The sequence below is a fragment of the Geminocystis sp. NIES-3709 genome (genome assembly GCF_001548115.1).
Classification (GTDB): Bacteria; Cyanobacteriota; Cyanobacteriia; order Cyanobacteriales; family Cyanobacteriaceae; genus Geminocystis.
Map to the genome: position 1 here is coordinate 2,568,934 of NZ_AP014821.1, position 14,480 is coordinate 2,583,413.

The 14,480-nt window shown below is 31.6% G+C and carries 16 protein-coding genes; 7 read left to right on the forward strand and 9 right to left on the reverse strand.

Features of this window, described 5'->3' with window-relative positions; all coding sequences use genetic code 11:
• Positions 1 to 110 precede the first annotated feature (110 nt).
• On the forward strand, positions 111 to 1,193 hold the full coding sequence (locus GM3709_RS10760) for an ADP-ribosylglycohydrolase family protein (protein ID WP_066119106.1): 1,083 nt from the start codon (positions 111 to 113) through the stop codon (positions 1,191 to 1,193).
• Positions 1,194 to 1,238: 45 nt separating this feature from the next.
• On the opposite strand, the gene GM3709_RS10765 is transcribed toward GM3709_RS10760, so the two are convergent.
• The 5 genes from GM3709_RS10765 to holA all read right to left on the reverse strand — a co-directional run bounded on the left by GM3709_RS10765 (position 1,239) and on the right by holA (position 5,690).
• Positions 1,239 to 1,853 carry a precorrin-8X methylmutase gene (locus GM3709_RS10765; RefSeq protein ID WP_396229682.1) on the reverse strand — a complete coding sequence of 205 codons (615 nt, stop codon included), beginning with the start codon at positions 1,851 to 1,853 and terminating at the stop codon, positions 1,239 to 1,241.
• A 129-nt stretch (positions 1,854 to 1,982) separates the two neighbouring features.
• Complete coding sequence (locus GM3709_RS10770; RefSeq protein ID WP_066119112.1) at positions 1,983 to 2,756, reverse strand: hypothetical protein; 774 nt, start codon at positions 2,754 to 2,756, stop codon at positions 1,983 to 1,985.
• 127 nt (positions 2,757 to 2,883) lie between these two features.
• A complete protein-coding gene (locus GM3709_RS10775; protein WP_066119115.1) occupies positions 2,884 to 3,393 on the reverse strand; it encodes a cupin domain-containing protein in 510 nt (169 codons plus the stop codon).
• Between the two features lie 196 nt (positions 3,394 to 3,589).
• Positions 3,590 to 4,723 carry a metallophosphoesterase gene (locus GM3709_RS10780; protein ID WP_066119117.1) on the reverse strand — a complete coding sequence of 378 codons (1,134 nt, stop codon included), beginning with the start codon at positions 4,721 to 4,723 and terminating at the stop codon, positions 3,590 to 3,592.
• Positions 4,716 to 5,690 carry a DNA polymerase III subunit delta gene (gene holA / locus GM3709_RS10785; RefSeq protein ID WP_066119119.1) on the reverse strand — a complete coding sequence of 325 codons (975 nt, stop codon included), beginning with the start codon at positions 5,688 to 5,690 and terminating at the stop codon, positions 4,716 to 4,718. Before holA ends, GM3709_RS10780 begins: the two co-directional genes overlap by 8 nt.
• Before the next feature lie 357 nt (positions 5,691 to 6,047).
• Between holA and GM3709_RS10790 the strand changes: the two genes are divergently transcribed.
• The 5 genes from GM3709_RS10790 to wecB all read left to right on the forward strand — a co-directional run bounded on the left by GM3709_RS10790 (position 6,048) and on the right by wecB (position 10,305).
• Positions 6,048 to 7,646, forward strand: a complete 1,599-nt coding sequence (locus tag GM3709_RS10790; RefSeq protein ID WP_066119122.1) for a radical SAM protein — start codon at positions 6,048 to 6,050, stop codon at positions 7,644 to 7,646.
• 96 nt (positions 7,647 to 7,742) lie between these two features.
• Positions 7,743 to 8,348, forward strand: a complete 606-nt coding sequence (gene lexA, locus GM3709_RS10795; protein WP_066119125.1) for a transcriptional repressor LexA — start codon at positions 7,743 to 7,745, stop codon at positions 8,346 to 8,348.
• 98 nt (positions 8,349 to 8,446) lie between these two features.
• Positions 8,447 to 8,650, forward strand: coding sequence for a hypothetical protein (locus GM3709_RS10800; RefSeq protein WP_066119128.1), 204 nt, complete (start codon positions 8,447 to 8,449; stop codon positions 8,648 to 8,650).
• Entirely contained in the window at positions 8,643 to 9,119 is a 477-nt protein-coding gene (gene rnhA, locus GM3709_RS10805) for a ribonuclease HI (protein ID WP_066119130.1), read from the forward strand. Before GM3709_RS10800 ends, rnhA begins: the two co-directional genes overlap by 8 nt.
• A 73-nt stretch (positions 9,120 to 9,192) precedes the next feature.
• Entirely contained in the window at positions 9,193 to 10,305 is a 1,113-nt protein-coding gene (gene wecB / locus GM3709_RS10810; RefSeq protein ID WP_066119133.1) for a non-hydrolyzing UDP-N-acetylglucosamine 2-epimerase, read from the forward strand.
• Positions 10,306 to 10,397: 92 nt separating this feature from the next.
• Here wecB and GM3709_RS10815 read toward each other — a convergent pair whose 3' ends face one another.
• The 4 genes from GM3709_RS10815 to GM3709_RS10830 form a co-directional block, all read right to left on the reverse strand.
• On the reverse strand, positions 10,398 to 11,024 hold the full coding sequence (locus tag GM3709_RS10815) for a glycosyltransferase family 2 protein (protein ID WP_066119136.1): 627 nt from the start codon (positions 11,022 to 11,024) through the stop codon (positions 10,398 to 10,400).
• Positions 11,025 to 11,069: 45 nt separating this feature from the next.
• Positions 11,070 to 11,444, reverse strand: a complete 375-nt coding sequence (locus tag GM3709_RS10820; RefSeq protein WP_066119141.1) for a hypothetical protein — start codon at positions 11,442 to 11,444, stop codon at positions 11,070 to 11,072.
• Positions 11,445 to 11,529: 85 nt separating this feature from the next.
• Complete coding sequence (locus GM3709_RS10825) at positions 11,530 to 11,805, reverse strand: hypothetical protein (protein WP_066119143.1); 276 nt, start codon at positions 11,803 to 11,805, stop codon at positions 11,530 to 11,532.
• A gap of 23 nt (positions 11,806 to 11,828) precedes the next feature.
• Positions 11,829 to 12,752 (reverse strand): Hpt domain-containing protein, encoded by a 924-nt coding sequence (locus tag GM3709_RS10830; protein WP_066119146.1) that lies wholly within the window; start codon positions 12,750 to 12,752, stop codon positions 11,829 to 11,831.
• Between the two features lie 430 nt (positions 12,753 to 13,182).
• Between GM3709_RS10830 and GM3709_RS10835 the strand changes: the two genes are divergently transcribed.
• Entirely contained in the window at positions 13,183 to 14,343 is a 1,161-nt protein-coding gene (locus tag GM3709_RS10835; protein ID WP_066119152.1) for a cysteine desulfurase family protein, read from the forward strand.
• Positions 14,344 to 14,480: the final 137 nt, after the last annotated feature.

Below are 14,480 nucleotides of genomic sequence, written 5' to 3' on the forward strand. Positions count from 1 at the left end.
CTTAGCTAAGTTCATCTAAAATTAAGTTATTAATTTCCAAAGTATAGTTGCCACTAAGTTTTATTTTTTGTCCTGAATATCTCTTTGTCTTTTATCCCTAAACATTTTAAATGATTCATCAAGAAGTAACGTTACTCGATCGAATAATAGGACTTTTAATCGGTACAGCCGTTGGCGATTCTGTTGGTTTACCCGCTGAAGGAATATCCAAAAAACGTAATAATAGAATTTTTCGACAAAAATGGCATCAAAGATTAATCTTTGGCTACGGTATGATTAGCGATGATACAGAGCATACTATCTTTGTCGCTCAATGTCTTTTAGCCTGTGGTGATTCTGAGGAAATTTTTATTCAACGATTCTCTTGGTGTCTTAAATGGTGGTTGTTGTCGTTACCTGCGGGAGTTGGTTTAGCCACATTAAAATCTATTATCAGACTTTGGTTAGGATTTTCTCCTGATAAAAGTGGAGTTTATTCTGCAGGAAATGGTGCAGCAATGCGATCGAGCATCATAGGGGCTTATTTTGCTTATAATCAGCCCAAATTAGATAGTTTTCTGACGTTATCTACTAGAATAACTCATAGTGATCCTCGTGCTTTAATTGGTGCAAAAGCGATCGCTTATATTACCGCATGGATTATCAAAGAAAACTTAAAAGAACTTCCAGATATTGATAAATTAGAAGCTATTTTAAGATTAGTAGAAAATGATGATCAAGAATGGCTAAATTTAGTCAATCAAATTATTTATGGTTTAAAACAAGATTTATCCGTATTAGAATTTGCAGATTTAATTGGACAAGAAAAAGGCATATCAGGTTATGTTTATAAAACTGTACCGATCGCAATTTATGCTTGGTATCAACATTTTGACAATTTTCGAGATGCTTTAGAAGCCGTATTTAATTGTGGAGGAGACACAGATACAACAGGGGCAATTACAGGAGCATTATGTGGGGTAACAATAGGAGAATCAAAAATTCCTAGACAATGGCGAGAAAAAATCGTTGATTTTCCCAGAAATACTAATTTATTAGTCAAAATTGCCCACAAATTAACAGAAAATATTAATCATAAGTATTCAAAAAATATTCCCATTAATTATGATTGGTGGTGGATATTACCTAGAAATTTAATCTTCTTAATCATAGTTTTAATACACGGTTTTCGCCGTTTATTTCCTCCTTTTTAAAATAAAAAATATAGGTCTTTTACTTCATTAATTGTTAAGTTAAATTTATCTAATATCCTTTACTGACATGACGATTAAAGCGTTGATAATAGCTGCGGCGACGGTTGAGCCTCCTTTATTACCGATAATTTGTATCTGAGGAATATTAAGCCTAGCTAAATACGCCTTTGATTCTAATACTGATACAAATCCTACAGGTGTACCAATTACTAAAGAAGGTTTAATTTTTTGTCCCTCGCATTGTTTACATAAAGCAATTAAAGCTGTAGGAGCATTTCCAATAACATAGATGCCGTGAGGATACTTTTGAGTGCATTGCAATAAGCCTGTTTCTGTCAAAGTTTGTCCATTTTCAGACTGTTTTACCTGTTTTACTGCCACAATAATCTCATTTTGATGGGTTTTCGCTACCATGTTACAGATGCCTTCTTTTACCATGCTCACATCAGTTATTATCGGTGTCTTGGTTTTTAATAACTCGATCGCAATATTAATGGCATTAGGACTACATTGAAGCAGATGTAAAAAATCAAAGTCAGCTGTAGTGTGAATAATGCGACGAACAATATTGTAATCTAAAGGATTGAGATCATGTTCCCCAACAATTTGATCAATAATAGCAAAACTTTTTTCAATAATAGGATTTGTTAAATTCTGCAAAATTTTAACTAATAAAAAAAAGGATAATGTAATAGAAAATTAAAACTTTTTTACCTATCTTATTTATTATAAGAATTCATTTTTTATCAAGGTATTTGTTATTAATTGTTAACCATCAATTACCAATGATTAATTCAGTTTAATTGTTGCCCAATCTGGTTCACGAATATAGTTAATCATATCAGTAAATTTTCTTAATTCAAATTGTTTTAAATTAAAAGTAGGTGCAGGATTTTCTATCCATAAATCATTAATTTCTTTAATTATAGATTCTATTTTATCTAAATCAATATTCTCATCTACTTTGTGAAAATATCCTAAAGTAACATGAGCTGCAAAATCGTAGTGTTGTTCAATTCCTAGCTTCATTATTTGTTCATTTTGATAGATTAATTGACGCAATTTAATAATAGGTTCATAACTATTTTCACTAGGTGCAAGGCATACGGTGATCGCTCTAGGAAAAATAGAGATACCTAAAACTTCTAATTCTAAAGATTGAATATCACCTAAACTAAATTCATATTCTTTAAAAATTTTAGACATTTCCGAAATTAATAAATTATCAAAATCTGGATTTTCTTTCACTGCACTAATATAAGTTGTTTCCCAGATTAAATCTGCTAAGGTTAAATGAAAACTTTCTGAAGGTAAGCCCAAGAAAAAATTAGGATCTAATTTCTCTATTAATTGATCTTCGATCAATTTTAAATTTTGATAAAATTCTTGATTATAATTTTCTTCTCCATAGGGTGGGGTAATAACACTATATCCGGGAAATTCTACTGGTTTGCCATTGATAAATTTAGGAGAGGACTGAATATTTTTTAATTGTTGTTTATGGTTAGAAGGCAGAGTCATTTGTACAACTCTATTTATATAATTTTGATAATTTCCATCCATATTTTTTAATCCTTTTTATAGTTATGAGTTTTATTTTATCTCAATTTATTATTAATGATTTTATACTTTCATTATATTTTGATTATTATAAATTAATCATGTTTTTTCTGTCAATCAATACATTATATTAATCATGGGTTAACTCAGTAATAATGTTGCTATGATGGGGATATAATTTAATTAATTCTTCTCTATTTCCTAAAGTAAAATCTGCAAAATCAAATCCCGGAGATACTGTACAACCAATTAAACTGTAAGATTCAGGTTGACTAACATGGGAAGCAAACCAACAACCAGAAGGAATAACTAACTGTAAAATTTCATTTTTATCAGGATTTTGTCCTAGTTTAATTTGCTTATATTCACCATTTTCACTAATAAGATGAACTATTAAAGTTGAACCACTATAAAAATGGAAAATTTCATCACTTTTTAATTTATGAAAAGCAGAAAATTCTTCTCCTGATAAAAGATAATAAATAGCTGTACTAGAATTTCTTAAACCATCATATCTTGTTAACAATTTATCTTGATTAATAATATCTTGACAACGATAAGTTTCTCGAAAATATCCTCCTTCAGGATGCTTTTGTAAGTTTAGTTTTTTAATCCAGTATTCTCCTGTTTGAATTTCCATAGTTTTTTATTAAAGTACAATTTAATAATCTTATTAATAATCCCAATAATATAGTAAAGTTAGTACTTTGCAAATACTGTCAATGCACTACATACGAGCAAACAATAAATATTACAAAACAAGTTTTATCTAATGTTTTATTATAATTTTAAGCATAGATAATGAGCTGAAATCGATAAAAAAATCATCAATTACTTTAGTTAATAAATTTTGTGTCTGATGGAGGTGTTATATCTCGGCGATAAATTATACCATTATGTCCTTTAATAAATGTGGGTAATTCTTCATAGTTAATTAATTGAAAATTTGCCATATTATAAGTGTGATAAGTAGTTAACTTTTTATCATCAAAATTAACATCAATTACTGTAATTGTTTTCTTAGGTGCGATCGTAGTATCTAGTAACATTCTTGCTCCTGATCCTAAAGCACCTGTATGTAATAGTTGTAAATTACCTTTATGGGCAGGGTAGTAGGCGTGATGATGACCACTTATATAAGTATGTACATTATACTTTTCTAGTAAACTTCTGAGATTATCCGCATTATTTAATACTTCTCCGGGATAGTCTCTACCTTCGGAAACTGCATATAGTGGCAAATGTCCAATAAGGACTCTCATTTTTGCTGTTTTAGCAGTTGTGGATGAGAGACTTTTTTCTACCCATGCGAGTTTATCAGGGGGGATATGACTAGCTGAACCATCCCATACTAAAAAGAAAATTCCTTGTTGTTCAAAGGTATAATAAAATGGAAAAAGAGTTCGATCAACAAATTTAACTCCTGTGTTATGAGTAAGATTTTGCCAATATTCTACAGCTAAATCTCTTTCTTGTTGAAAGAGAAATTTTTTCTTATCTACTCCAAAGGCGGCAGAAGCATCATGATTTCCAATGGTAAAACCAAAGGGAATATTTAAGTTGCGAATAGGTTGAGCAATTTGTCTGTCAAAAGCCTTCCACATGGCGCGTATTTCAGAGGGAGTTAAAGAGGGATTTTGTCCTGCTACCATGTCACCACTACATAATATTAGATCTGGTTGCCAAAAGGGAAGCATTTTTAAGGCTAAATGCACTTCTTCATCGTATTCTGTTGAACCATAAGCACTATTTAGATCACTTATTACTAATAATCTTACATCGCCTCTAGGGGGTTGTATGGGTTTATATTCGTTAATTATTTGTTTAATTTCGGGAGAAAAATTATCTTGTGCTATGACTTTTGAATTGGTTAAATTGTGTTGTAAATTTTCTACTAAAATAAATATAATTAAAGATATTATAGATAATGTTAATACTTTAAGTTTTTTGCGGTTAATTAAATCAAACATTGCACAACTCAATAATTTTTGTTTCTAATATATTTAAAGGATCAGCACCTAATTTTAAACCGGCTTCTAATTCAAGTAAAATAGGTAAGCTAGATAACAATTCTTTGCTCGATCGATTCTTGATTTCTTGTTTTAAAAAATAGATTCTTTTAGGGTTACTTATATCCGCAGATTCTGCAATTTTTTTCTCATCTTTTTCTCCTGATTCTATCATAGTTTTTACTATTGCCCAAGTGCGAAATTGTCCAACTAAAGTGGCAACTATTCTTAATGCTGGTTCATTTAGGGTAATTAAATCTGTAACTAATTCTAAGGCAGAAGGAATATTGCGGTCGAGAATTGCTTGGGCTAATTGTAAACTATTTTGAGTGCTAACATTAACTAAACTTTTAACAGTTTCTTCATCAATTGGTTGTTTATTATTTCCTTGATAAATTGCTAACTTTTCTAATTCTTGCCACAATAAACGGCTATCATTACCGACACAACTAGCTAAAATTTTAATAGCAGAAGGAGTTAAATTAATTTGTTTTTCTTGGGCAACTTCTTCTACTTTTTTAATTAAAATTTCCGTCTGCCAAGGAGAAATTAAGGCAAACTCAACAACCTTTGCATATTTATTAATTAACTTAGTACTTTTTATTCGTGCATCAGGCTTTTTGCTGCTAGTTAATAAAAAATGAGTATTGTCTGGTATCTGAGTAATTGTACGTTGTAATTGAGTTAATAATTCCTCCGAGCAACTTTGAAATATATTAGTCTCAAATAACCATACAATTCGATCGCCACTACCAAAAGGAGGAGTCATGACTTGCATTAAGGCAGAAAGAATAGAATCTTCCTTATCGCCGACAAATTTGTCAAAATTGAACTGAATCCAATCTCGATCGAGGTTATCTTCTTTAAGGGTAGTAATTGCTTGATTCATGGCAAAATCATCTTCACCCCAATATAAATAAATCGGCATAATAATTGATTAAGTAATAAATAAGACTCTCTTACTTTGAGTATGATAAATTATTCCTAAAAAAAAGGTATTAGGTGATAAAGTATTAGGCTAAATTAACATCCATTTAGTATCTCTAGTGAGAATAAGGTTAAAAAATTTCCCCATTTTCACTTTAATTCATCGAAAATTTGACTTGCTTAAATCAAACCAATTGAATAATCCTATCCTTTGTGTCTTTGCCTCTTTGCGAGAGATAAATAATCACGATGGAAAAAATGCAACTTTTATAGATTTTAGATTAGTAGATAAAGAAATGCTTTATAATAAATATGTACCTCTATTAATGATGTAATTAATTCTGTTCCAAATAATTATATGAATCTTTTTGCCCAAGAAAAGCTATTATTTACCCCTGTACAAAAAAATCTTAATCCTATCCCCTTAATTTTTGCTTTTCCAAATGAATATACTGTGGGTATCACTAGCTTAGGTTATCAATTAGTTTGGGCTAATTTTTCCTTGAGAAATGATGTTAGTGTAAGTCGTTTATTTACAGATATTCATGAAAATTTACCTCGTAATTCTGAATTAGTAGGATTTTCTTTTTCTTGGGAATTAGATTATGTTAATATTCTTAATTTATTGGAGTCTTTAAATGTTCCGATTTATGCTAGAGATCGTAATGAAAATCATCCTTTAGTTTTTGGTGGTGGCCCTGTTTTTACAGCTAATCCTGAACCTTTTGCCGATTTTTTTGATATTATTTTATTAGGTGATGGTGAAAATTTAGTCGGTAATTTTATCGATCGTTATCAAGAAATTAGACAAGCAAATAGAGAAGAAAAATTAACTTATTTAGCTCAAACAGAAGGTATTTATATCCCCAGTTTATATCACATTAACTATAAACAAAACGATGGTAAAATTGAAGATATTAAACCTATTAATAACCAAATTCCTGATAGTGTAGAAAAACAAACCTATAGGGGAAATGTTTTATCAGCTTCTACCGTTGTGACAGAAAAAGCCGCCTGGGAAAATATTTATATGGTGGAAGTCGTCAGAAGTTGCCCTGAAATGTGTCGTTTCTGCTTGGCTAGTTATCTTACCTTACCATTTCGTACCGCTAGTTTAGAGGCTTCTTTAATTCCTGCTATTGAAAGGGGTTTAACTGTTACCAATCGTCTAGGTTTATTAGGGGCATCCGTTACCCAACATCCTGAATTTGATACTTTAATTGACTATTTATCCCAAGCAAAATTTGATGATGTCAGAGTTAGTATTGCATCCGTAAGAACAAATACCGTTACAGAAAAACTGGCAAAATTTCTTAAAAAACGAGATACTCGATCGATAACTATTGCGATTGAAAGTGGATCTGCTAAAATTAGACAATTAATCAATAAAAAGCTCGAAAATGAAGAAATCATCCAAGCCGCTATTAATGCTGAAGCAGGAGGCTTAAAAGCGATAAAATTTTATGGTATGGTGGGTTTACCTGAAGAAGATTTATTAGATATTGATGCTACTATTGATATGATGGGACAAGTCAAAAAAGTTGCACCCAAATTAAAAGTAACTCTCGGATGCAGTACTTTTGTCCCAAAGTCTCATACTCCTTTTCAATGGTTCGGAGTTAATTCTGAGAGCAAAAAAAGATTGCAGTATTTAGAGAAAAATTTACGAAAAATTGGGGTTGATTTTCGTCCCGAAAGTTATAGTTGGTCAGTAATTCAGGCTTTAATATCCAGAGGCGATCGACGTTTAAGTAAGTTATTAGAATTAACTCGTAATTATGGAGATAGTTTAGGGAGTTATAAACGAGCATTCAAAGAATTAAAAGGAGAACTTCCCCCCTTAGAATATTATGTACATGATCACTGGGCATTAGATGAAATTTTACCTTGGCAACATCTCAAAACTGCTTTAAGTCAAGAAACTTTAATCAAACATCTCCACAAAAATCATGAATAAAGTTAACAAATTTGTCTAAATAGTTGCTTAGTACGAGTGTTCTAAGTTAAATTATTATTAATAATGACAATTAATTCCTTAATCGGTGAATAAATCATGGAAAACTTAACTCCTGCTCAAAAACAACTGTATGAATGGTTAATTCAATATATTCAGACAAATAAACACTCTCCTTCTATTCGAGAGATGATGAAGGCTATGAATTTGCGATCGCCAGCACCTATTCAAAGTCGCTTGGAAAAAATGCGCAATAAAGGTTATATTGATTGGTCTGAAGGACAAGCACGAACTCTTAAAATTTTAAAAAACTATACTCAAGGATTGACTTTACAAGGAAAAATCACTGCGGGAGGATTAGTCGAACCTTTTACCGATGAACAAGAAAAACTCGATCTTGCTTCAATGTTCAATGAATCTACCTGTTTTGCTTTACAAGTAATTGGAGATAGTATGATAAATGATAATATCACCGAGGGGGATTATGTTATCATGCGATCGATTTCTGATCAAAATGAAGTAAAAGAAGGAGACATTGTGGCGGCTAGAGTTGATGGACAAGGTACAACTTTAAAAAGAGTCTATTTTTCTGAAGATAAAGTTATCTTAAAAGCCTCTAATCCCAATTATGAACCTATTACTGCACCTGTTGATCAAGTGGAAATTCAAGGGATTTTACAAGGAGTATGTCGTCTTTTTGATTGACAATAGATAATAGAGAATTAACTATGAGAAATTCAGAAATGAAATATATTTCTCTTAATCCTCTAGTCTCGTCATCTCTAATATTGTGAGGAGTGAAAATGAAAGTTTTATTTGTGAGTTTTTTAATAATTTTTGTCTTAGCTCAATTTGTCTTGTGGCTAAAAGATTTCTTCTTACCTCTACCCTTGTACATTTTTGGTGGTGCTTTATTGGCGATCGCATCTAATTATGATCAAGGGATGAGAGATTTATTCCAAAAACTACCTAATAACCTTCTATCGGGCAAAAAAAATAATGAATGATCAATTACCACAAGTAGAAATCTACACTGATGGTTCTTGTTTAAATAATCCAGGCCCCGGAGGTTATGGTGTGGTTTTATTGGCAGGAGATAACCGTAAAGAATTATCGGGAGGATTTGAACGAACTACCAATAATCGTATGGAAATTTTAGCGGTGATTAAAGGGTTAGAAGCCTTAAAAAAACCTTGCCGTGTTAACATCTATACGGATTCTCAATATGTGGTTAATGCTATTAGTAAAGGTTGGGCAAAAAAATGGCAGAAAAATAATTGGCGACGCAATGGCAAAGAAAAAGCCAAAAATCCAGATCTCTGGCAAATATTATTACAATTATGTAATCAACATCAAGTTAATTTTATTTGGGTAAGAGGACATTCTGGCAATAAAGAAAACGAAAGATGCGATCGTCTTGCCTTCCATGCCGCCCAAGGATCAGATTTAGAAGAAGATATTGGTATGGATAATTGACAATTAACAATGGACAACTGACAATGGAGAAAAGGCAAAAGAATTATTATTACTCATTATCTATACTCAATTCATGAGTCAAACCAAAAAACTTGTTTGTATAACACTGGGAACTCGTCCAGAAGCCATTAAATTAGCTCCTGTCATTAAGTGCTTTCAAGAAGCCAAAGATTTTGACACCAAAGTCATTTTAACAGGGCAACACCGAGAAATGGTTAGCCAAGTAATGAAATTATTTAATTTGAGTGCCACCGTTGACTTAGACATCATGCAATCTAAGCAGAGTTTAAGTGATATTACTTGTCGTAGTTTACAAGGATTAGAAAAAATTTTTCAAGACATCAACCCTAATCTCGTAATTAGTCAAGGAGATACTACTACCGCTTTTTCCGCTTCTTTAGCCGCTTTTTATCAACAAATTCCTGTGGGCCATGTAGAAGCTGGACTACGAACAGATAACATATATAATCCTTTTCCGGAAGAAGCCAATCGTCGTTTAATTTCCCAAATAAGTCAACTTCATTTTGCTCCCACTACTTTAGCTGTAGAAAACTTACATAAATCAGGAGTAACAGGGGAAATTCATTTAACGGGAAATACTGTTATTGATGCTTTGTTGTCTGTAGCAGAAAAAAAACCATCTTGTGACATTAAGGGTTTAGACTGGGAAAAATATCGAGTATTATTAGTAACAGTCCATCGTCGAGAAAATTGGGGCGAACCCTTAAAAGACATCATCGCTGGTTTAAGATTAGTCTTAGCTAAATTTCCTGATACGGCTATTTTATTACCTTTACATCGTAATCCGATCGTGCGTGAACCATTACAAAAAGAATTAGGATCTCATGAGAGAGTATTTTTAACTGAACCTTTAGATTATGAAGAATTAGTAGGCGCAATTCAGCGTAGTTATTTACTTTTAACTGATTCTGGAGGTTTACAGGAAGAAGCCCCCAGTTTAGGAAAACCTGTCTTAGTTTTACGAGAAACCACTGAAAGACCAGAAGCTGTCACGGCGGGAACGGCAAAATTAATCGGAACTCGATCGTATCAAATTTTATCATCAGCTAGTGATTTACTGGGAAATAAAAACAATTATCAACAAATGGCAGAAGCCATCAATCCTTTTGGAGATGGTAAAGCATCTCATCGTATTGTAGAAATTTCTCGCAAATATTTGAGTTAGTATAGATATTAGAATTTAATAATTAAAAATATCTAAAATTCTCACAAATGATTTAGGAATAATATAGTTATTTTTTGACTATAAAAATTAGATTATTTGATTTGATAAACCATCGCAGAAGGATTGTAAGTTATTTCTGCTTCAACTTCCCTTAAAATACGATAATAAAAGTTTATTTTTTGTTGATTCAAATTAGATAAATTTAATATTTTTTGTCGTTTTAAAAATTCTTTTTTAATAGCAAGATTACTTATTTGATTATCATAAATATCTGTCCATTTTATCTTGTTTTTATAAAGTATATTTTTGATAAAATTATAAAACTTGAGAATAATATTATTTACTTTCAATTGTTCAATCTGCCCTCCTACTACATGAATTTGAGGATCTTCAAAAGGTTTCATTATATTTTGTAACCAGTTTTTCTCTGGTTGAGCTTCTGTAGTAGTAAAAATCAAAAATTCTCCGATCGAATCCTTTAATATTTTTTGATAAACTGTATTAAAATTTCCCTCGATGATGGAGATATTTTGATAATTTTTGACAGTATTGAAAATAGAGATATTTTTTTTATTCTTATAAAGATTATTAATTAAAATAATTTCATATTTTCCCAATAATTGACACTGATTGACAATATTTTGAATTAATTGATCGAGATTTTTAGCAGTGTTATTAACAACAATAATAACAGAAAATAAACAAGATTTATTTAACAAAATTGACAAATAATTTAGTTGCTGAGAATTGTTAGTTTGAGTAATTTATTTATTTTGAATTAAAGGAATTGTGCGTCTCGGAGAAGATGACGGAGTGGGAGAAGAAGATGGAGTTTTATTTGTCTCAGGAGTTGTCACATTTTGAGTAGATGATGGGGGAGAAGTCGTTGTTGTATTGGGGGTAACAGGAATATTATTAGCCGTTGGAGGGGGAGGAGTTTTAACGGTAGAATTAGTAGTGTCTGTGTCTGATGATGAAGCAGGAGTAGTACAAACAAAACTAAGATTGACTTGATTTCCATTGGCATCAATTAAATAACACAAAGGAGAACTATGAGCTAAATTAATAGAAGTTATAGTATTAACGATCGTGATACTACTTAACAGTATATAGTTGTTGAGATGAAGAAAACTATTCATATTCTTAAAATAAAATTTATGTTTGTAATTGAATAATTAAAATCGACTATCTAAGATTTATCGCCGATAATCAATAATATTTATTTTAACTTTTTCTGATCATAAAATCAGGACAGTCGATCGCTAATTCAGTGTTCGCAATAGAAGGTCTTAGGGTACATTTGAGGTAATAATTGTTAGTAAAATAAGAGCATTCCGTACAAGGAATTTGGTGCATGGTTTTAGTACTTTTTCCTATATCCCTAATAGTTGTTACTAAACTCAAAATTAATAAGCCAAAAAGTCCCCAAGCTATCACAAAATAAAAAGGTTGTAAATAGAAGTTATATTGATGAAAAAAATCTCTAAAAAAAGGCAACATCTCAATTAACAATTATTAACTATTTAATGGGTTGCTTGTAGTAAATTAACTAACGCAGAAATTTGTTCTCTATTAAATATTTTAGTAATAGTTTCTGCCGCTACACTAGGATCGACAGTAATTAAAACTTGAGGTAATTTGGAATAGGCTAATTGTTCTAATCCCTGAGAGGGAGCAATTTCTGAACCCTTACCTACTTCTAAACAATCTCCTGCCAGTTTGACTTCTTTAATAATTACAGGTGCTAATAAACGATAAGAATGCTTTGGATTACCAATAGCCTGTTTTGCACATTTAATTAAATTTTGCCAACCATTTTCGACGGGGGCAATTTGACTTAATTTATCACAAATAGTTTGTAATTGTTGTCGATTATTTGGAGTGGGATCTTGTTTGAATATAACCAACATTTTTTGTAATATTTGTCTGACTTGAAGAACAATTTCATCACTAGGAATAGCGGTGAGAGACGGACTTGAACTTCTTACCGATGCGGAAGTAACATGAGTAGCAGTGGGAATTTCCCCGTCGGCTAATTGCTGAATATAATTCTGTAATTCTACAAAATGTGGCTCAGCCGCTTCCATAATTTGTTCTCCCTCTTCTTCCGATAAACCAAGAGGCCCTTGCAAACGCTCCAATAAATCCTGTAGAATATCGTAGGCTTTAAGGAAAAGACTTTCTAAAGTTTGATCAGTTTGAATAGGATCATCTCTAAGTATTTTAAAAGCATCTTCCAGACGGTGAGCGGTTTTTGCAATACTATTAAAGTTTAACATAGCGGCACCTCCTTTGATGGAATGAGCGGCCCTAAATAGTTCATTTATACTTTCTTCATCGTTAACCGCCGAGGATAAGTCTAAAATACCTTTTTCGATCGTTTCTAAATGTTCTTTTGCTTCCTCGATAAAATAGCCAACAATCCTTTCATTATTTGCATTATCCATAGTCTTTACTCCCACAAACTAAAAACTAAATTGTCTATTTGAGTCTTTGATTATAATAATAACCGATAATAGAAATTAGGAATTACAAATTAAGAATTACAAATTAGGGATTTTTTATTATTAGCTGATGTTAGGCAGAATAAACTAATTTAAAGAAAAGATGTTAGGCATCAGGTTAAATACGAAAAAATAAAGGCTGTCAGGTTGAGTATTTGTATCAATATACACTTGTTTCAAAGAAAAGTAAGTGAAGAAATGCTGAGTTTTCGATTAAAATTTGCTAAAATCGATGGCTTTTTTGACCAATATAATCGGTTACAACCATTCATTTTATAGCTTTATGATTAATTAAGCAGACTCTAATTATTTAAAACCTAATACTTTCAATGTACAATATTTTGTTTTCCGTAATCTCAATTATTAGTTACTTATGATCGATCGACCTATTTATTTAGACAATCATGCTACTACAAAAATTGATCCTCGTGTTTTATCGGCAATGATGCCTTATTTTACGGAATATTATGGCAATCCCTCCAGTAATGCTCATCTTTATGGTTGGGAGGCAGAAACGGGGATAAAACAAGCTAGAAGTATCATTGCTCAAGCTATTAATGCAGAAGAGGCGGAGATTATTTTTACCAGTGGTGCAACGGAAGCAAATAATTTAGCGATAAAAGGCATAGCAGAGGCTTATTTTTCTAAAGGACAACATATTATCACGGTACAAACAGAACATAAAGCGGTTATCGAACCTTGTGAATATTTACAAACTTTAGGATTTGAGATTACTTTCTTACCTGTCGAAAAAAATGGTTTATTAGACTTAGATTTACTGGCTCAAAATATTCGATCGAATACTATTTTAGTATCAGTAATGACAGCAAATAATGAAATAGGAGTGATCCAAAATATTAAACAAATTGGAGCGATTTGTCGTGAAAAAGAGGTTATTTTCCATACTGATTCTGCCCAAGCTATCGGAAAAATTCCTTTAGATGTGCAAAAAATGAATGTGGACTTAATGTCTTTAACGGCTCATAAAATTCATGGTATTAAAGGTATTGGTGCATTATATGTTAGACGAAAAAGTCCTAGAGTAAAATTAGCATCTCAAATTCAAGGGGGAGGACAAGAAAGGGGGTTTCGATCGGGTACACTATGTACACCGCAGATTGTCGGTTTTGCACAAGCAGTTCAAATAGCCTTACAAGAGATAGACACAGAAAATCAACGACAAAAACAGTTAAGAGATTATTTATGGCAAAAATTGAACCAATTAGAGGGAATATACCTTAATGGAGATTTACAGCAACGATTAGCAGGAAATTTGAATATAAGCATTGACGGAGTTGATGGTTCAGCATTATTATTAGCCTTACAATCAAAGATAGCTCTATCATCAGGATCTGCTTGTTCTTCTACCTCCACAAAACCTTCTCATGTATTAAAAGCATTAGGACATTGTGATAGTTTAGCAAAGGCTTCCTTACGTTTTGGCATTGGACGTTTCAATACGATCGAAGAAATAAAAGAAGTGGCAGATTTTACTGTTAAAACTATTAATACCTTACGTCGATCGAGTTTTTGAATAAACCACAAAACTTATAGCAAGACTGAGACCAGAGATATAGAACCCATTTGGAATCTATGATACTATTATTATATCCATTGTAAATAACTTCCCTATAAATGAGTGAAAATGGAGAAGTTTGATTCAAACAGGCA

What these genes read in the sequence shown, in the direction of transcription:
- rnhA (WP_066119130.1), top strand. Translation starts at nt 8,643, where the DNA reads ATGAATGATCAATTACCACAAGTAGAAATCTACACTGATGGTTCTTGT.
- GM3709_RS10760 (WP_066119106.1), top strand. Translation starts at nt 111, where the DNA reads ATGATTCATCAAGAAGTAACGTTACTCGATCGAATAATAGGACTTTTA.
- GM3709_RS10820 (WP_066119141.1), bottom strand. Translation starts at nt 11,444, where the DNA reads ATGAATAGTTTTCTTCATCTCAACAACTATATACTGTTAAGTAGTATC.
- GM3709_RS10770 (WP_066119112.1), bottom strand. Translation starts at nt 2,756, where the DNA reads ATGGATGGAAATTATCAAAATTATATAAATAGAGTTGTACAAATGACT.
- GM3709_RS10835 (WP_066119152.1), top strand. Translation starts at nt 13,183, where the DNA reads ATGATCGATCGACCTATTTATTTAGACAATCATGCTACTACAAAAATT.
- GM3709_RS10775 (WP_066119115.1), bottom strand. Translation starts at nt 3,393, where the DNA reads ATGGAAATTCAAACAGGAGAATACTGGATTAAAAAACTAAACTTACAA.
- GM3709_RS10780 (WP_066119117.1), bottom strand. Translation starts at nt 4,723, where the DNA reads ATGTTTGATTTAATTAACCGCAAAAAACTTAAAGTATTAACATTATCT.
- wecB (WP_066119133.1), top strand. Translation starts at nt 9,193, where the DNA reads ATGAGTCAAACCAAAAAACTTGTTTGTATAACACTGGGAACTCGTCCA.
- GM3709_RS10825 (WP_066119143.1), bottom strand. Translation starts at nt 11,805, where the DNA reads ATGTTGCCTTTTTTTAGAGATTTTTTTCATCAATATAACTTCTATTTA.
- lexA (WP_066119125.1), top strand. Translation starts at nt 7,743, where the DNA reads ATGGAAAACTTAACTCCTGCTCAAAAACAACTGTATGAATGGTTAATT.
- GM3709_RS10830 (WP_066119146.1), bottom strand. Translation starts at nt 12,752, where the DNA reads ATGGATAATGCAAATAATGAAAGGATTGTTGGCTATTTTATCGAGGAA.
- GM3709_RS10800 (WP_066119128.1), top strand. Translation starts at nt 8,447, where the DNA reads ATGAAAGTTTTATTTGTGAGTTTTTTAATAATTTTTGTCTTAGCTCAA.
- holA (WP_066119119.1), bottom strand. Translation starts at nt 5,690, where the DNA reads ATGCCGATTTATTTATATTGGGGTGAAGATGATTTTGCCATGAATCAA.
- GM3709_RS10790 (WP_066119122.1), top strand. Translation starts at nt 6,048, where the DNA reads ATGAATCTTTTTGCCCAAGAAAAGCTATTATTTACCCCTGTACAAAAA.